Origin of the sequence: Salegentibacter chungangensis (assembly GCF_042678405.1) — a bacterium.
GTDB classification, from domain to species: domain Bacteria; phylum Bacteroidota; class Bacteroidia; order Flavobacteriales; family Flavobacteriaceae; genus Salegentibacter_A; species Salegentibacter_A chungangensis.
On record NZ_JBHTLI010000003.1, the window covers coordinates 178,165 to 196,475 of the forward strand.

The following is an 18,311-nucleotide window of genomic DNA, read 5'->3' on the forward strand; positions in this document are numbered from 1 at the left end:
TTTTATTGTTTTTGAGGAACCGGTTTAAAGTTAAGATTTTTAACGGCCTTTCTCACCTTTGTCATAAACTCTTCTCCGGGATCGGTCTTTTCGGTCCTGTAGCCTTCATCTTTTTCAAGCCAGAGCTCGTGCCCTTCAAAATTGGTATACTCATAATGACCAAGAAGGTAATCTATATCATATTTCTTATCCAGGTATTTTACCAGCCTGATATTTGCCTTTACCTGCGCCTCGGTCATTGGAGTGTCCTTGGTGCCTCCGACATTCTCCACCCCAATCGCAGCGTGATTAAGCCCGATCACGTGCCTGGCCATAGTGGTCTCGGGCATCAGCCTGTAGATCTTACCATCTCTGTCTACCAGAAAATGTGCCGAGACATTCAGGCTTCCCGCGCCGGCTATCTCATCGCGGTGACCAGGTAATTCCGGGTCTTTGAAAGCATTGTAGGAACTTTCAAAATCGGGGATCGCGGTCCAGTGCAGCACGATCATCTTAGGCTCTATCTGAGGTTCTTCCTTTTGGACTCCATAGCGGTCCTTCATATACTGAAGACTGAGCTCCTTCCGCGCTTCATTAAACACGACTGGCTTGTCAATAATTTTCGGTGAAGCGCAACCGCTTAACACCAATAAGAGAATTAGAATTCTTTTCATCTGAATATTAAATTAAAAAGGCCGGCATTGAGCCGGCCCTAAGTAAACAAATTATTTTTACTGATCCCACCATACTTGGCCATAAATGCTGTCCTCTCCTCCAAATTGCCTTTGCACAGCTTCTTCATAATTTGCTGTATTATTAAAGGCTTCATTATCGGGATAACTTAAACGGGTTGGAACATCTACACCATTCGGTGAAACAAGATCATTTGGAAATCCTGTTCTTCGCCATTCTGACCAGGCTTCATACCCGAACATATACAAATGCACCCATCTCTGGTTAGAGATCTTCTCGATGGCATTATCAGGATCGAAAGCAATTTCCTGTTGAGCCAGAAAATCATCTATTCCTTCAGAACTACCAGTCCATTGCAGGATAGATTGTTCCACAGCCATATTATAATTGGCTGCTGCATCTTCATCGGTCCATCCTCTTGCCGCGGCTTCTGCCCTGGCAAATAGCAACTCTGCATAGGTCATCAGGTATACAGGAGCATCCTGGGCTATAATATCGGAGCCCAGAAGTGAAAATTCTTCTGTTCCAATATTATCTTCCTCTCCGTACTTCAAACCTACAAATTCTTCATTCGCTCTTGCAGGGTCCCCGTAGACAGGAAGTCGCGGATCATTCACCGGCTTCATTTCTTCCACCAGGTTTTCGGTTAAGGCCCACCATTCCCTGTTTCTGTCTACCACCTCAGTATACCAGTAATTTTGATTATTGGCATCAGCCAGATGTCTAAAGACAAGGTTATCGTCATTGGAAGTAAATACCCCATCATTCAGCGCTGCATTGAATTCTGCCTCAGCTTTGGAAGCATCCACTTCAGATAGTCGAAGGGCCATTATAAGACGGATGGAATTAGCAAATTTTCTCCATTTAGACATATCGCCACCATACACAATATCATTCTCGATAGACCCGGCAACCATCATATCGGTTGCTTCTTTCAACTCTTCAAACAAATCATTATAGATAAATTCCTGAGTGTCGTAGGCAGGGGTAAAATTATCTGACCCCATCAAAGCTTCGGTATACGGAACATCTCCCCATCTGTCTGTGATATTCCAATAGAAATAAGCCCTTAGAATCCTGGCTACCGCCAACTGGTTAGGCACAGGCCCATCATTCCCGTTAAGATCTTCAGATTCAATCACTGTTTGAAGATTCTTTAAGGGACCTTCATAATACCCATAAAAACTGGAGCTTTCCTGGGGGTAAAGCGATGACCCCACATACTGGGTTTCTGCCAGATATTGCGCAAGGAATTCCCCATAGGGCGAAGAGCTAAGGCCGGGCAAGAAAAGCTGGGCATTTGCGATAAGCTGAGTCCCGGATGCTTCACTTGGCAGGTTTGGGTTTACATTAATATCTTCATCAAAATTGTCACAGCCCGTAAAAGCCAGGCAGATCGATAATATAATTATATAAGTCTTTTTCATTTCTCTATTCTTTAAAATGTGATGTTTAGGTTTAACCCGTAAGATCTTACGCTTGCCAACTGTCCTGATTCATACCAGCTAATTGATTGTCCACCTCTGGAAATCTCGGAAGGATCAATCCCATCAGGAGCTTCCTGCCAGATCATTGCAGGATTTCTCGCAATAAGAGCAAGATTCACAGCATCAAAAGGCAGGTTATTCAGCAGGTTTTTTCCAAAGGTATAGCCTAACCTTACCTCTCTCAGTTTTATATAGGAAGCATCGAACAACCATTCCTCGTAAATTCTTCTGCCTACCACATTGCGATAGTAAGAACGGGCATCTACATAGGCTTCCACAGGCTCTCCGGTTTCGGCAGAAATCCCGGTAACCTTCACCCCTCCACCTTCTTCCAGTGGGTCTCTCACATTTGCGCCACGGTCATTAATTGCCACGGTAATAGGATCCTGCCCTGTTCTCACTCCCAGCATTTTAGAACGGCTAAAGAACTGTCCTCCGCCCTGGAAGTCTATCATTGCAGCAAGAGAGAAATTACCGTATTTGAAGGTATTCTGGAAACCGCCCGTAAAATCAGGAAGTACGCTTCCAAAATTATGAGTCGCATCGGTATATAAAGGCATATTGTCTTCACCTAACAGAATCTCCCCTGTTGCTTCATCCCGTTGATAAGCCTGGCCTACAAGACTACCAAAAGGTTCACCCTCATAAGAGTTAAGATAACTTGTAACACTTGAATAGGTAGTGGAACCATAGGTATAAACATCTATTCCCGGAGCAAGTTCTACAACTTCACTACGGTTCCTGTTTATGTTAAAGATCACATCCCAGGTAAAATTATCTGTTTTAACGGGTTTACCGGTAAGGCTAAGCTCAATCCCTTTGTTCTGGATCAAGCCTGCATTAATGGTACTGGATTCATATCCACTTGCTCCTGAAACATCAAGACTAATGATCTGATTCTTGTTTTTCTGTTCGTAGTAAGTGAAATCTATTCCCAACCGACTTTTAAAGAACCTCAGATCCAGTCCTGCCTCATAAGAATGGGCAAATGAAGGTTGAATATCAGGATTGTTCAGGTTATCAGGAACAAACAAAGTGTTCGTATTTCCGTAAACGGTTCCTACCCCGAAAGCTTCTTTGGTCTGGTATGGGCTCAGGTCTGACCCGGCCTTTGCATAACTGGCTCTTATCTTACCAAAAGACAAGGGATCCCAGTCCATCAACTCACTAAAGATCATACTTCCTGATACCGAAGGATACCAGTATGAGTTATTGTCCTCCGGCAAGGCAGAGGAGTTATCGTTCCTGATTGAGGCATCAATGAAATAAGTGTCAAGGTACCCAAGAGACAGCATTGCAAAAGCACTTCTTATCTGCTTATTCAGTTTATAAGAAGTATTCTCCGGTCTGTCTATGGACGCCTCAATATTATAGAAGCCCGGTGCCGAAAGCCCTCCCACTGTTTGCATAGACAAGTAGGAGTATTTACGGTTAAAGATATTCCCCCCTAACGTTCCGTTTACTGAAAAATCTTCGAATTTCTTGCTGTACTGGGCAATAAGCTCGTAGTTCATTTCTTTATTCTGGAATTTTCCAACGAAATATCCCGGTAAACTTTTCCCGCCAAAAGCGGTTCTGCTTTCAATATTCTGGGTATACATGTCGGTTCTTATAGCTCCACTAATTTCCAGTTCAGGAAAAAGCTGATACTTAAGACTCACATCACCAAACAATCTGTCCCGACTGTCGTTGGAGGTATTTTCGTAAGCTTCAAAATAAGGGTTATTCCAGTACAGGGGTCGGAAATTAGTTATTTCCCCGGTTTCGGAATCTGGCCTGCGAAGATTCCAGTGTAAAAAGGTCCCGTCATCATACTGATAATCTTTAAGCCGGTTCATATCAAGGTTACGCTGGAACCATTGATTAAAGTAAGCAACCCCGTATTCGGAGCCCTGTCCCGGGCGCTGCGCGTCGTTTCGCGCATAGTTGATATTGGTAGACACTGTAAGCTCGTCGGTGATGTCCAGGCTTGCATTCACACCCAAATTGTTCCTGTCTAAATGCGTATTAGGCTCTACCCCCTCAATTCTGGTATCGTTGAGACTGATCCTGTAAGTAGTATTTTCATTTCCTCCGGAAACATTCACTCCGTTATTCAGGTTGTACCCTGTTTCATAATAATCTTCAATGTTATCAGGATGAGCAACAAACGGAGTTAACTGTCCATAAGTAGGGTCCTGAGGATAAAAACTGAAGACCTGTCTCACAGGAGTTCCGTCCATTTTAGGTCCCCAACTCTCATCCACGCTCATATCTACGTATGGATCTCCATTGGAAAGGGTTCTGAATTCCTGACTGGAACCACCACCATACATATTCTGTTTTGGCAGAAAGTTCCCGGCTCTCTCAATAGAGAATGAAGAGTTCAGCTGAACCCTGACATCCTTAACTCCTTTCTCTCCCTTTTTTGTGGTGATCATTATCACACCATACTGCCCGCGAATTCCATATAATGCCGAAGCAGCCGGGCCCTTCAATACGTTAACCGATTCAATATCTGCAGGATTGATATCCTGCCCAAGGTTCCCGTAATCTGCCCCGTCGCTGCCGGAAAAATTGGCGTTGGATATGGGTGTCCCGTCAACAACTATCAGAGGCTGATCGCCAGCTCCAATGGAGTTCACCCCACGGATCTTGATCTTCTGGGTCCCCCCCATACTGGCACCCGAAGAGCCGGTGACCTGTACTCCGGCCACACGCCCGGAGAGAGATCCCAGAACATTCTGTTCATTGGTAAGGTTTAGATCTTCCCCCTGAACCTCCTGAGTTGCATAACCCAATGATTTCTTTTCTCTGGAAATCCCGAGGGCAGTAACCACTACCTCGTCCAGGCTTTCAAGATCTTCCTGAAGGCTGATGTTAATAACAGTCTGTCCTGCCACATCAACCTCTCTTGTCTCGAACCCAACTGATGAAAATACCAGGGTAGCTGTTTCATCTACTTCAATGGAATAGTTTCCATCCATATCAGTAACCGTTCCCTGGTTGGTGCTTTTAATAAGAACATTTACCCCTGGTAAAGTCGTGTTGTCTTTAGCGGATGTTACCGTCCCGCTAACTGTAATTTCCTGGGCAAAAAGATTTGCCGCCTGAAAAATAGCCAGTAAGGCTAAAAACGTAATTTTTTTTCTCATTCCTTAGGTGTTAATGAAGTTATAAACTAATATTAAATATATACAAATTCGCATTAGCTACATAATTTTATACATTTACCATCAATTCTTTCACAAAAAGTTTAATTATCTATTTATATTAATTTAATTTTTTAATGAATATCAAAAAAAGACTTCTTCAGCATAAACCGGGAATTTTAACTGGATCCCTCCTATTAATTTTTATCCTCACCTCCTGCTCCAGCCTTAAAAGGACCAACAATCAAATTGACGCGAGCCTGGAGGCCTCCCCTGTTTTTCAGCAGGGCTTTGCCGGCCTTGCGGTTTATGACCCGGAAACAAACAAAATGCTCTATGAGTATAATTCAGGTAAGTATTTTACCCCCGCCTCTAACACCAAATTATTCACTTTCTATACGGGACTTAAGATCCTGGGAGATTCGGTGCCGGCTCTGAAATTTACTAAAGTGAACGACAGTCTTATCTTTAAGGGTACAGGTGACCCTTCGTTTCTCAATCCGGACCTGCCAGAGTCCGGGGTGATCGAATTTTTAGCTAATGCGAAAGAAGACCTGTACTATCTCAAGCCGGTATACAATGAGAAATATTTCGGCCCCGGCTGGTCCTGGGACGATTATAACGCCTATTATTCTGTGGAAAGGTCGGCAATGCCCATCTACGGCAACCGGGTTGATTTTAGTTTTAAAAGATCAGGTGAAATTCCTGAAATAAGACCGGAACTATTCAGAGATTCCATCGTACTGCCGGAAGACACCGAAACTGCTCCGGGAGTGAGAAGAGCCATCTCAAAGAACTCCTTTAAAATATCTAATCATAACAAAGAAGAAGAATTCAGCAGAAGTGTGCCTTTTAAGACTTCAGACGAATTGCTGGTTAGCTTAATAGAAGACAGCATTCATAAGGATATTCAGATCATTTCAAAAATACCTACGGGAATAGCACTCGATCAAACCTTATACAGCATCCCAACCGACAGCCTTTATAAGAGAATGCTGGAAAAAAGCGATAATTTTATTGCAGAGCAGATCCTCTTAATGGCGGCCGGAAAGGTGTCAGATACGCTAAAGACCCGTATCGCCATAGATTATATGAAGGAAAACCATCTTAAAGACCTGCCGGACAAACCGGTTTGGGTAGACGGCTCAGGTCTTTCCCGCTATAACCTATTCACCCCGAGAACAATGGTGAAGTTGCTCGAAAAGATCAAAAAAGAAGTCCCACAGGAGAGATTATTCGGGATGATGGCCACAGGAGGAAAATCGGGAACCTTAGAAAATTATTACAAAGCCGATGTTCCCTACATTTTTGCCAAGACCGGAACACTGAGCAACAATCATAGTTTAAGTGGATTATTAAAGACTAAATCGGGAAAAATTTTGATCTTTAGCTTTATGAACAGTAATTACACCATCCCTACTTCAGCCTTAAAGGACGGAATGGAAAATATCCTGAAGATCATTCGCGATAATTACTAACAAGAACCTCAACAGATATTAAAGCATCATATGGAAAGAAGAAAATTTATACAGAATGTTGGAATCGGGAGCCTTGCCTTCCCTTTATCCTCTTTTGCAGGCACGCCTGAATTCCTTCAAAATTTCAATTCTGACGAAGATATCATTATCCCCGAATCCTTAAGCCAGGGGGACACCATCGGGATCGTGAGCCCGGCCAGCGCCATCTTTGAAACAGAACCTTATGAAATAGCCAGGGAATCTTTTGAAGCTATGGGCCTCAAGGTAAAATTCGGAAAAAACACCAAAAACCGCTACGGGCACCTTGCCGGTACCGACGAGGAGCGGGCTGAAGAGCTTAACACCATGTTCCGTGATCCTGAAATAAAGGCGGTCATTGCCCTTAGAGGCGGATCGGGGTCTGCCAGGATCCTTGACAAACTCGATTATGAAGCTATTAAAACTAATCCTAAGATATTTATCGGCTACAGCGACATTACCGCCTTACACCTGGCCATCTTCAAAAAGACAGGACTGGTGACCTTTCACGGCCCGGTAGCGGTTTCTACCTGGAACAGCTTCAGTACAAGCCACCTGAAAAACCTGCTGTTCGAGAAACAGGAGCTCAAATTCGAGAATCCATCAGACAAAGGAGATGAGCTTACACAAACCAAAGACCGGATAAGGACCATCACACCCGGAGTTGTAAAAGGCCGTCTGCTTGGTGGAAATCTTTCCGTAATGACAGGAATAATGGGATCTGAATATTTTCCGCAAGACTGGAACGGTAAGATCCTCTACATAGAAGATGTGGGTGAAAAGATCTATGCTGTAGACCGGATGATGTCACAGCTCTACCTCGCCGGAGTATTTGACCAGATTAGCGGTTTTATATTCGGAAAATGTACCGACTGTGATCCCGGAGGCAGTGGTTACGGATCGCTGACTATGGAGGAAGTAATAGATCACTACATCAAACCCCTGGATATACCGGCTTATTCGGGAGCTATGATAGGCCATATTGATAACAACGTGACCATCCCTAACGGGATAGAAGCCGAAATGAATGCTGAAAACGGGACCATTCAGCTGCTTCGCCCCGCAGTGAAATAATCCACCATATTCATAAGCAAAAAATAAATCCCTGCAATCGGCAGTGAATTCTTATTTTTATAAAAATTTCAGTTTTGGCTAAAGACACGGCGTTTACCGAACATATTTCTTCCGGGTATCAACCCAAGGGAGATTATATTCATTTAGGCGCCGCGATGCTGGATGGTGAAGTCTTTGCCGATGCCGGGGTTAAACTTCCATTAAAGACCCTGAACAGGCACGGCCTTATTGCCGGTGCTACCGGAACGGGAAAATCAAAAACGCTTCAGATCATTGCCGAGAACCTTTCAGAAAAAGGGGTTCCGGTCCTGCTTATGGATGTGAAGGGAGACCTTAGCGGAATCGCCAAAGCTTCTGAAGGCAATAGTTTTATAGACGACCGGCATAAAAAGATCGGGATCCCGTTTGAACCGAGATCTTTTCCCGTGGAATTCCTTAGTCTTTCGGAACAGAACGGGGTATGGTTACGGGCAACCGTAAGTGAATTCGGGCCGGTATTACTCTCAAGGATTTTAGACGTATCAGACACCCAGGCCGGGATCTTGTCTATCATCTTTAAATATTGCGATGACCATCATTTACCCCTGCTGGACCTGAAGGACCTTAAAAAGGTATTGCAATATGCAACAGATGAAGGCAGGGAAGAGTTTGAAAAAGAATACGGCCGCATTTCTTCGGCTTCTACGGGAGCGATCCTAAGAAAGATAGTAAGCCTGGAACAACAGGGAGCAGATCTTTTCTTTGGAGAACGATCTTTTGAGGTGCAGGACCTGAAACGAAAAGATAAAGACGGTCGCGGATTTATAAATATCCTGAGGCTTACCGATATCCAGGATAAACCAAAACTGTTTTCAACCTTTATGCTCAGCCTGCTGGCAGAGATCTATAATACCTTTCCTGAAAAAGGTGACAGTGACAAACCCGAACTGGTCTTATTTATTGATGAAGCACATCTTATTTTTAAGGAAGCTTCAGATGCCCTGATGGAACAAATAGAAAGCATCGTAAAACTTATAAGGTCTAAAGGAGTCGGGCTGTATTTCGTCACCCAGGACCCTACTGATGTACCTTCAGAGGTGCTGGGGCAGCTGGGACTTAAAATTCAGCACGCTTTACGGGCATTTACAGCCAAAGACCGAAAAGCCATAAAACTGGCGGCAGAAAATTACCCGATCTCGCAATTTTACGATACCAAAAACCTCATTACCACGTTAGGTACTGGTGAGGCCCTTGTTTCGGCTTTAGATGAAAAAGGAAGACCGGCACCACTGGCGGCCACGATGTTAAGGGCCCCAATGAGCCGGATGGATATCTTAAGTTCTAAGGAACTCGAAGAGCTCATAGCTTCTTCAGAGCTGTGCCGAAAATACAATGAAGAGATAGACAGGGAAAGCGCCTATGAGCTCCTGACCAAAAAGATTGAAAAGGCCGATGAGGAAAAGGCAAGAAAAAAGGCAGAAGAAGAACGAAGAGAACTGGAAAAGGCAAGCCCCCGAAGAAGAAAGGCCAACAAGAACTCAACAGAAAAAGCAATTATAAAAGTATTAACCAGTGCCACCTTTATAAGAGGAGTAATGGGCGTTTTAAACAAACTAATCAAATAGCAAAATTCACATCATGAAAAACAAGTTTCTTTTAACTTTATTGGTTTCCGTTTTTTTATTTTCCTGCACCAGTGACGAAGATGATCCGTTCCTGATCACCGCCACGCAGGTGGGACCTCTTAAAAAAGAAATAAAGATCAACCAGTTAGATTCCATATTCCCAGATGACTCTATTGTGAGACAAACCAGTGGGGCGCAGCAATTCAGATCTGTAGACGAGATCAAGGTTTTTGAGAAAGGCGGAAAAACCTTAATGATCCTTGAGCCGCTGCAGGAATTCGACTCTACAAGTACGATAGGGAACATCAGGATAATGGATCCCCGCTTTGAAACCAAGGCAGGCCTGAGCACTAAAAGCACTTTTAAGGACATTGTGGAGAATTATAACATCTCCAGGATAGAAAATACCTTAAGTGCTGCGGTGGTCTTTCTTGATGAGATCAATGCCTATATCACCATAGATAAAAAAGAGCTCCCATCGAGCCTTAGGTATGATACCGAGACCAAGATCAGGGCTTCTCAGATCCCGGACGACGCCAAGATCAAGTACTTTATGATCTACTGGAATTAAAATTCAGCCAATTTCGGCTGAATTCATATCACAATTTTCAGCTAAAACAAGCCTTTTCTCAGATCCCGGAAATCCCGGGAAACATCAGAGAGAAAAGGCTTTTTTATGTCCATAAACCTCCAAATCTCAGACCCTTATATTCTTTATGAAATGTTAATCCTGCAGGGAGTATGGATTCTTTATATAACTTTATCATCTAACCAAAACTAATATGTTATGATTAAAGTTTTAGGAATGATTATGACCATTGGCGGGGCAATTGCCCTCGTAATGGGAGTATTAGGGATCTTTGGAAGCATAGGACTTATGCTTAGCCCCTGGGCACTCACAATAATTGGAGTTGTATTTTTCTTTGCCGGGATCTCCCTTATTAAACGCCGAAAAGATACCGATGTCATCGAACAGGAAAACCACCAATAACATTAAGCGATTAAACAAAAAAAGGTGCCATCTGGCACCTTTTTTATTGGATTAAACTCTCTTCCTAATCTACATTATCGTGCAGAAAGGAGTTGTTACTTCTAAAATGAAGATCATCATCGTCGTCCTTGCTTACGCTGGTGCGGGATAATTTATTCTCTCCTGGATTAGACTGGTCAAGATCTACCCCTGCACGCTTGTAGGCAGGCTGCTTTTCGATCTCATCTATCTGCGCAGCATTGCTTCTGAATTTATAATTAAACTCCTTCATCTTCTTTCTGCGTTCTGCAGCACGCTCAATAAGAACATCTGATATAGGGCTATTGAAAGGATCTTCATTATCTGAAGCCTTATCAGATTCCGGCTTTGGACTCACGGTTCTTTTTTCAAAAGCTACTGTTTCATCTTTAGGTTCTTCTTTCTTCTCTGGTTTTGAGCTGTCCATTTTCTGCTCAAATTCCATATAATCATCCAGGCTGTAACGCTTCACTCCTTTAGCCGAGCTCTCGGTTACAGGAATGATCTCTACAGGCTCATTAACCTCGATAGCTTCCGGTTTCTGGTTGGTTTCAGCTTTTGGAGTCTCTTCCCTTTGCTGAGTCTGTTTAGGCTCAGAAGATCTGTTCTCCTGTTGAGCCTGCTGCTGTTGTTCCTTTTGCTGATTTAAGGGAAAATCGAAAGTAAACATAAACTGATCATCATTCTCAGCATTCACCTCTTCAGGCTCATTCACTTCCATATTATTTACCTCTTCAGAAGTATCGTTAATGATAAAATCATCAGGATTCACTTCTTCATAATCTACCTCCATATTCATTGCTGAAGGCGGGGTATGTAAAGCATCTTCCTTTTTATTGATGTTCCCCACTTCATCCACCTCTTCAACAGCATCATCAAGGGTATGTACAATCTTGCTTTGTTTAGGCTCTTCCTTAGGCTCCGGCTTCGGCTCTTCTTCTGTCTTCTGATTAGGAAGGTTGGGATAAGAACCTGTTTTCTTCGGAGTAAGATCCTGCTCGGCTTTTTGTTCGTCTTCAAGCGTATGAATGATCTTCTTGGTTTCGGTATTGGTGATCTCATTCTGCTGCTCAACGTTAAACCCCGTAGCGATAATCGTTACAGAGATCGCACCTTCAAGAGCTTCATCTTCACCTACCCCCATAATGATGTTGGCACTGTGACCGGCTTCCGCCTGAATGTGATCGTTAATTTCACCAATTTCATCAATCGTGATCTCCTCTGAACCAGAAACTATAAGCAGTAATACATTTTGAGCACCGGTAATTTTATTATCGTTCAATAGCGGAGAGTCAAGAGCTTTCATAATGGCATCGGTAGCACGGCTGGCACCTGAAGCGTTGGCAGAACCCATTATTGCAGTACCACTATTGCTCAACACGGTCTTCGCATCACGAAGGTCAATGTTCTGAGTATAGTGATGGGTAATTACCTCGGCAATACCACGGGAAGCTGTGGCAAGAACCTCATCGGCTTTAGAGAACCCGGCTTTAAATCCGAGGTTTCCGTAGACCTCACGTAGCTTGTTATTGTTGATCACAATAAGTGAATCTACGTGGTTACGAAGATTCTCAACCCCTATCTGGGCCTGCTCATTTCTCATCTTACCTTCGAACTGGAAAGGAATGGTTACAATACCTACGGTAAGGATATCCATTTCCTTTGCCTGCTTGGCGATAACGGGAGCGGCTCCGGTTCCGGTTCCACCACCCATACCTGCGGTGATAAACACCATCTTGGTATTCACATCAAGCATGTTCTTAATTTCGTCGAAGCTTTCCACCGCGGCCTGTTCCCCGATCTGAGGATTGGCTCCGGCTCCTAAACCTTCGGTAAGGCTTACCCCTAACTGGATCTTATTAGGAACAGGACTGTTCTCCAGTGCCTGGGAATCGGTGTTACACACCACGAAATCCACTCCTTTAATTCCTAACTGGAACATGTGGTTAATGGCATTACTACCACCTCCACCAACACCAATAACTTTGATGACGTTCGATTGGTTTTTCGGTAAATCGAATGAAATGTCTCCGAATTCTGTACTGCTCATAAATTCAATTTTACTGGTTCTATCTTGTATTACTCTGCGTTATCTAAAAAATCTTTAAACTTCTCTGCCCATTTGTCGAAAATGCTCTTTTTAGCGGCTTTTTCTGAAGACTGGGCCTCTTCCTTAATTTCGGCCTCTTCAGGCGTAAGCTCTTCTTCCGGGTGCTCTTCTTCTTTTTTAAGAAGGGCTTCCTCTCTGGACTTCCTGCTTCCCTGTTCAAGACTGTTCATTACCAGACCAACCGCCGTTGCGTAAACAGGGCTTGTGGTCTCGGTATCATTATTCCCTGCCAGATGCTCGTTAGGATACCCAATTCTGGTATCCATTCCGGTGATGTATTCTGCCAGCTGTTTCAAATGTTTCAGCTGCGCTCCACCTCCGGTAAGCACCATTCCGGCAATAAGTTTCTTTTTTTGTTCCTCGTGACCATAGTTCTTGATCTCGAGATAAACCTGCTCAATGATCTCCACCACTCTCGCGTGGATAATCTTTGAAAGGTTCTTAAGGGTGATCTCTTTAGGTTCTCTTCCCCTAAGTCCGGGAATGGAAACGATCTCGTTATCCTTGTTCTCTCCCGGCCAGGCCGATCCGAATTTGATCTTCAGCAATTCTGCCTGTTTTTCAATGATCGAACAACCTTCTTTAATATCCTCGGTGATCACATTACCTCCAAAAGGAATCACAGCCGTATGCCTGATGATCCCGTCTTTGAAAATGGCAAGATCTGTAGTACCGCCACCTATATCGATAAGCGCCACCCCGGCCTCTTTTTCTTCCTGGCTTAAGACCGCGTTGGCCGAAGCAAGCGGCTCAAGCGTCACAGCTGAAAGTTCCAGCCCGGCACTCTTCACACATCTCCCGATGTTACGAATAGAGGAAACCTGGCCTACCACTACGTGGAAGTTGGCTTCCAGCCTGCCACCGTACATCCCGATAGGTTCCTTGATCTCGGCCTGGCCGTCTACCTTGAATTCCTGAGGCAGGACGTGAATGATCTCCTCCCCCGGAAGCATTACCAGCTTATGCACCTGGTTGCAAAGGGTTTCAATATCTTCGGCGTCTATTACTTCTTCAGGATTCGGTCTGGTTATATAATCACTGTGTTGTAAACTTCTTATATGCTGACCTGCAATACCTACCACCACGTCTTTTATCTTCAGGCCTGAATCGGCTTCGGCTTCCTGGATTGCCTGCTGGATGCTCTGTATGGTCTGGGTAATGTTGTTCACCACTCCGCGGTGTACCCCCAGACTTTTAGATTTTCCGATACCGACAATCTCCACCTTTCCGTATTCATTCTTGCGGCCTATCATAGCCACGATCTTGGTGGTACCTATATCTAATCCTACTGCAATGTCGTTTTGCTCCATAACTTATTTTTTAGTGCACACAACCTGGTTCCCAAATTGTAGGTTCACTTTTCTGTAGGTATTTAATTTTTCGTCTTTTAATGCTTTTTTATAGAAAGCCTTAAAATTGTTGAATTTCAGGTCGATATCTTCAGCCTCCCCAAAATATACACTGAAATCCAGCTTTCTTAACTCCAATTCGAATCTCCCGTTATTCAGTCTCCGAACAGCCGTAATATGCCTTGTCAAAAACTCATCATTCCTGATATATTTCGTGATCGGATATACTTCAGTAACATTAGATTCACTGAACCCAAATAATAACGGTACCCGGGCAGAATAATTTGGTGACAGGGGCATTACTTTTCCATTCCTATCCAGATAAAAGGAAGAACCTCCCACTACCCTGGCAATAGGTTTACGCTGGCTTACCTTAGCTCTTAGTTTTCCGTCCAGAGTAAGATACACTTCGGCGTTCTCTATCATATCGTGATTATTCAAAATAGATTCTACCCTATTCAAATCTAAAGTTTCTTTAACTATACTCGTAACTGCCTGATTATTTTGTATTAACAATTTATTAACCGCTTGCTCAGTGACATACAGATTTTCACTCTCTGTGAACTGCACCCCTACTTCTTTGATATTCCGGCCTTTATGCCTGTTTTCAGCAAAACCAAAAAGGAAGGCTGCAAGCAGCAACACAAAAACCAGCTTTATGTAAGGCATTTTAGCTTTCATCAGCAAACTTTTTTGTTAGTTTCTCAGCTTCCACTCCAATGTCTCCGGCACCCATCAGCACTACAACCTCAGCCGAAGAATGCTTTATTTTATCATACAATTCTTCCTTTGCCAAAAGTGCTTTTTTCTCATTGTCGATCTTTTCCAATAGCCATTCAGAGGTAATACCCTGAATAGGCTTTTCCCTGGCCGGGTATATATCCAGCAGAACCACCTCTTCAAACTTGCTGAGATTTGCTGCAAATTCATCGCTGAAATCCCTTGTCCTGCTGTATAAGTGCGGCTGAAAAATGGCCAGCACTTTCTTGCCGGGATGCATCTCCCTTACGGCCTGGTACACCGCGGCTATTTCGGCGGGATGATGTGCATAATCATCGATCAGCACAAAATTCTCCGATTTTATCTTGTAAGTGAACCTGCGTTTTACCCCTTTAAAACTATATAAAGCCCTCGCAATGTCTTCGGTTGGGGAGCCGAAAGTTATAGCCATTGCCAGGGCTGTTATAGCATTAAGCAAATTGTGTTTGCCGGGTAGATAAAACTGTAGATCCTTTATAACTTCATTGGGCGTTTCCAGGTCAAACCTGTACGCCCCATTTTCTACTTTGATATTGACCGCTGTAAAATCGGAATCGTCTTCTATCCCGATGGTAATTCCATCGAGCGGCAATCCGTTCTTTACAAAAAGCTTTCCGTCTTTAGGAACAAGTCCTGCAAACGACCTGAAAGAGGCTTGCAGATGCTCCTCAACTCCATAGATATCCAGGTGATCAGCATCCATAGAAGTGATTGCCGCAATATTAGGGGAAAGATGAAGGAAAGACCTGTCGAACTCATCGGCTTCCACTACCACCACCTTATCACCATTGAGCATAAGGTTGCTGTTAAGCTCCTCACTTATTCCACCAAGAAATGCCGTAACCTCGGCATTGGATTCTTTAAGCAAATGTGCAAGGATAGCCGTTGTTGTGGTCTTCCCGTGGGTTCCCGCTACTGCAAGTGTAAACCTGTCTCTGGTAACCAGACCAAGTAAGGCAGCGCGTTTTATCACTACATAGTCCTGGTTCATAAAGAATTCGAACTGATGGTGATCTTTTGGAACGGCCGGGGTGTAAACTATAAGGGACTCTTTGTCTTCAAGAAATTCCCCCGGAACGGCATCCACAGCATCTCTGTAGATCACAGGAATATCTTCAGCAACCAGGGCTTTGGTGAGCTCGGTTGCTGTTTTATCGTACCCGGCAACATTCTTGCCCTGAGATTTAAAAAATCTCGCAAGGGCGCTCATCCCGATACCGCCGATACCGATGAAATAAATATTCTCTATGTGATCTATATTATTCAAGATCTCTTATTTGATTCGTTTTTTATGATCAGTTTTTCCACCTCATCAACAATATTCGAGGTCGCGTGAGGCAGAGCCAATTTCTTTATATTTTCTCCAAGTTCTCTTTGCCTGCTTTCTGAATTCAGCAACCCGAAGAACCTGTCTTCAAATTTTTCAGCAAGTTCATCTTCCGTAAGGGTGATTGCCGCATCTTTCCTGGTAACCGCAAGTGCATTCTTAGCCTGATGGTCTTCTGCCACATTTGGCGACGGAATGAACACTACAGGCTTCCCTACCACACATAACTCTGAAACACTTCCCGCGCCGGCCCGTGAAATGATCACATCGGCCGCGGCATAAGCAAGGTCCATCCGGTTCAGAAACTCGTGGGTCTGCACGAACTTGCCATTATACTTTTTATATTCATCATAATACAGCTTCCCGGTTTGCCAGATAAGCTGAATTTCTTCCTTTTCAAATCTTTCGGCATAGACCTCGATCAATTGGTTGATCCTCCGTGCACCCAGGCTTCCGCCCAGGACCAAAACGGTCTTTTTATTTCCATTTAACCCGAAAAAGCTCAGGGCTTCTTCCCTTTTTTTATCTACGCTCAGCAAGTCCTGTCTCACAGGGTTCCCTGTAATGACGGTTTTTTCCTTAGGAAAGAACCTGTTCACTTCTTCATAGGCTGCACAGATCTTATCGGCTCTTTTTGCCAGGATCCTGTTGGTGATCCCGGGATAGGAATTCTGCTCCTGGATAAGGGTTGGAATACCCTGCGATGCCGCCACCTTCAATAAAGGGCCGCTGGCAAAACCTCCTGTTCCTATAACCACATCCGGCATAAAATTCTTTATGATCTTCCTTGATTTCCCAAGACTGCTCAACAATTTGAATGGGAACATCAGATTTTTCATAGTCAATTTGCGCTGGATTCCGCTTATCCAAAGACCTTGGATCTCGTAACCGGCTTCCGGCACTTTCTCCATCTCCATCCGGTCTTTAGCACCCACGAACAGGATCTTCGAATCGGGATAACGCAGTTTTATCTCGTTGGCGATAGAGATTGCCGGGTAGATATGCCCCCCGGTTCCTCCTCCCGATAATATGACGCGTATTTCTCTGCTCATATGGCTTCGCTTAATATATCCAGCGGATTCTCTTCTTCGCCTTCTAATTCTCTTTGTTCAGTTTCCTTTATCTCTTCTCTTTTGGCACTTACGCTAAGTATAATTCCCAGCGCCATACAAGTCATCCAGATCGAGGAACCACCACTACTTATTAGTGGAAGCGTTTGCCCCGTTACCGGAAAAAGCTCTACGGCCACCGCCATATTCACCAATGCCTGGAAGACTATAGGAATTCCCACTCCCATCACCACCAGTTTGCCGAAAACCGTGTTCGCCTTGGTGGCAACAATTATTATCCGGAACAAAAGCATCAAATAGGCCAGCATTACTCCAAAAGCTCCAATCAACCCCATCTCTTCCACGATTATCGCATAGATAAAGTCGGAAGAAGACTGAGGGAGAAAATTCCTCTGCACACTCTTACCAATCCCGGTACCTGCAACCCCTCCACGGGCTATAGCGATCTTGGCCTTTTCTATCTGGTAATCGGCTTCGGTATCTTCATCATTCGCAAAATTCTGGATCCTGCTCGCCCAGGTATCTACCCTGTTAGGCAATAATCCCGGGAATGCTTTTGCGGTAAGCACAAAAATGGACAGTACAACCAGTCCTGCACCAAGGATAGCTGCCAGGTATTTCAGCGGATATCCTCCTAAGAACATCAACACCAGCACCATAGCGAAAATGATGGCCGTTGTGGAAAAATTGGCCGGCAAAATTAGTATTAATACCGCACCCACAGGCAGCCAGAGCGGTAAAATTGTTTCTTTAAACGATATTTTTTTATCGGTGAGTTTAGACATATACCGGGCCACATAAACCATCAACACCACCGATGCGAGCGTAGATGACTGGAACGTAACGCCCAGGACCGGAATTTTTATCCACCGGCTGGCGTAAGCCCCGTCTATTACCGTGCCCTGAGCCATAGTATAGATCAGCAGCACAACCACTACCGGCAGCATCAAAATAGACAAGCCCCGGAAGTAGTGATACGGAATTTTATGCACCGCAAACAACAGGCAAAACCCGAGCAAAAGATGGAAGAAATGTACGATCAGGTATTTGAAAGTACTTCCGTCTCCATACAAATAGGCAATGTTGCTACTGGCACTGTACACCGGCAAAAAAGAAAATATTGCCAACAAACCGGCGGTAGCCCAGATCACTTTATCTCCCTTAAGATTTGAAAAGATATTGCTCATTTGCGTTAACTGATTCCTGTCTTTACTCTGTTTTTT

14 protein-coding genes are annotated in these 18,311 nt (G+C 44.0%); 5 read left to right on the forward strand and 9 right to left on the reverse strand.

Translation table 11 applies throughout. The features are described from left to right. Nucleotides 1-2: 2 nt before the first annotated feature. Genes ACFQ3Q_RS13340 through ACFQ3Q_RS13350 form a run of 3 tightly spaced genes read right to left on the reverse strand, consistent with a single transcriptional unit; the run spans nt 3 to nt 5,293 of the window. On the reverse strand, nt 3-653 hold the full coding sequence (locus ACFQ3Q_RS13340) for an N-acetylmuramoyl-L-alanine amidase (RefSeq protein WP_380746656.1): 651 nt from the start codon (nt 651-653) through the stop codon (nt 3-5). A gap of 57 nt (nt 654-710) precedes the next feature. Then, complete coding sequence (locus ACFQ3Q_RS13345) at nt 711-2,099, reverse strand: SusD/RagB family nutrient-binding outer membrane lipoprotein (protein ID WP_380746658.1); 1,389 nt, start codon at nt 2,097-2,099, stop codon at nt 711-713. 11 nt (nt 2,100-2,110) lie between these two features. After that, nucleotides 2,111-5,293, reverse strand: coding sequence for a SusC/RagA family TonB-linked outer membrane protein (locus tag ACFQ3Q_RS13350; protein ID WP_380746660.1), 3,183 nt, complete (start codon nt 5,291-5,293; stop codon nt 2,111-2,113). 134 nt (nt 5,294-5,427) lie between these two features. Between ACFQ3Q_RS13350 and dacB the strand changes: the two genes are divergently transcribed. The 5 genes from dacB (at nt 5,428) to ACFQ3Q_RS13375 (ending at nt 10,455) form a co-directional block, all read left to right on the forward strand. After that, nucleotides 5,428-6,768, forward strand: coding sequence for a D-alanyl-D-alanine carboxypeptidase/D-alanyl-D-alanine endopeptidase (gene dacB / locus ACFQ3Q_RS13355; RefSeq protein ID WP_380746662.1), 1,341 nt, complete (start codon nt 5,428-5,430; stop codon nt 6,766-6,768). Between the two features lie 30 nt (nt 6,769-6,798). Then, nucleotides 6,799-7,860 (forward strand): S66 peptidase family protein, encoded by a 1,062-nt coding sequence (locus tag ACFQ3Q_RS13360; protein ID WP_380746664.1) that lies wholly within the window; start codon nt 6,799-6,801, stop codon nt 7,858-7,860. A gap of 74 nt (nt 7,861-7,934) precedes the next feature. Then, nucleotides 7,935-9,464 (forward strand): helicase HerA-like domain-containing protein, encoded by a 1,530-nt coding sequence (locus ACFQ3Q_RS13365; RefSeq protein ID WP_380746666.1) that lies wholly within the window; start codon nt 7,935-7,937, stop codon nt 9,462-9,464. Between the two features lie 13 nt (nt 9,465-9,477). Further along, entirely contained in the window at nt 9,478-10,035 is a 558-nt protein-coding gene (locus ACFQ3Q_RS13370; RefSeq protein WP_380746668.1) for a hypothetical protein, read from the forward strand. 216 nt (nt 10,036-10,251) lie between these two features. Continuing rightward, nucleotides 10,252-10,455 (forward strand): hypothetical protein, encoded by a 204-nt coding sequence (locus ACFQ3Q_RS13375; protein WP_380746670.1) that lies wholly within the window; start codon nt 10,252-10,254, stop codon nt 10,453-10,455. A 64-nt stretch (nt 10,456-10,519) separates the two neighbouring features. Here ACFQ3Q_RS13375 and ftsZ read toward each other — a convergent pair whose 3' ends face one another. From ftsZ to ACFQ3Q_RS13405, 6 genes are read right to left on the reverse strand one after another with little or no spacing between them, the layout of a single operon-like run. Then, nucleotides 10,520-12,523, reverse strand: a complete 2,004-nt coding sequence (gene ftsZ, locus ACFQ3Q_RS13380) for a cell division protein FtsZ (RefSeq protein WP_380746672.1) — start codon at nt 12,521-12,523, stop codon at nt 10,520-10,522. Between the two features lie 29 nt (nt 12,524-12,552). Then, nucleotides 12,553-13,893, reverse strand: coding sequence for a cell division protein FtsA (ftsA, locus tag ACFQ3Q_RS13385; protein ID WP_380746674.1), 1,341 nt, complete (start codon nt 13,891-13,893; stop codon nt 12,553-12,555). A 3-nt stretch (nt 13,894-13,896) separates the two neighbouring features. Further along, nucleotides 13,897-14,613, reverse strand: a complete 717-nt coding sequence (locus ACFQ3Q_RS13390) for a cell division protein FtsQ/DivIB (RefSeq protein WP_380746676.1) — start codon at nt 14,611-14,613, stop codon at nt 13,897-13,899. Beyond that, nucleotides 14,603-15,958 (reverse strand): UDP-N-acetylmuramate--L-alanine ligase, encoded by a 1,356-nt coding sequence (gene murC / locus ACFQ3Q_RS13395; RefSeq protein WP_380746678.1) that lies wholly within the window; start codon nt 15,956-15,958, stop codon nt 14,603-14,605. The genes ACFQ3Q_RS13390 and murC overlap by 11 nt, the downstream gene beginning before the upstream one ends. Beyond that, nucleotides 15,955-17,070, reverse strand: a complete 1,116-nt coding sequence (gene murG / locus ACFQ3Q_RS13400) for an undecaprenyldiphospho-muramoylpentapeptide beta-N-acetylglucosaminyltransferase (RefSeq protein WP_380746680.1) — start codon at nt 17,068-17,070, stop codon at nt 15,955-15,957. Before murG ends, murC begins: the two co-directional genes overlap by 4 nt. Further along, the gene (locus tag ACFQ3Q_RS13405; protein WP_380746682.1) at nt 17,067-18,275 is read right to left on the reverse strand and encodes an FtsW/RodA/SpoVE family cell cycle protein; all 1,209 of its coding nucleotides are present in this window, start codon (nt 18,273-18,275) and stop codon (nt 17,067-17,069) included. Before ACFQ3Q_RS13405 ends, murG begins: the two co-directional genes overlap by 4 nt. Nucleotides 18,276-18,311 lie beyond the last annotated feature (36 nt).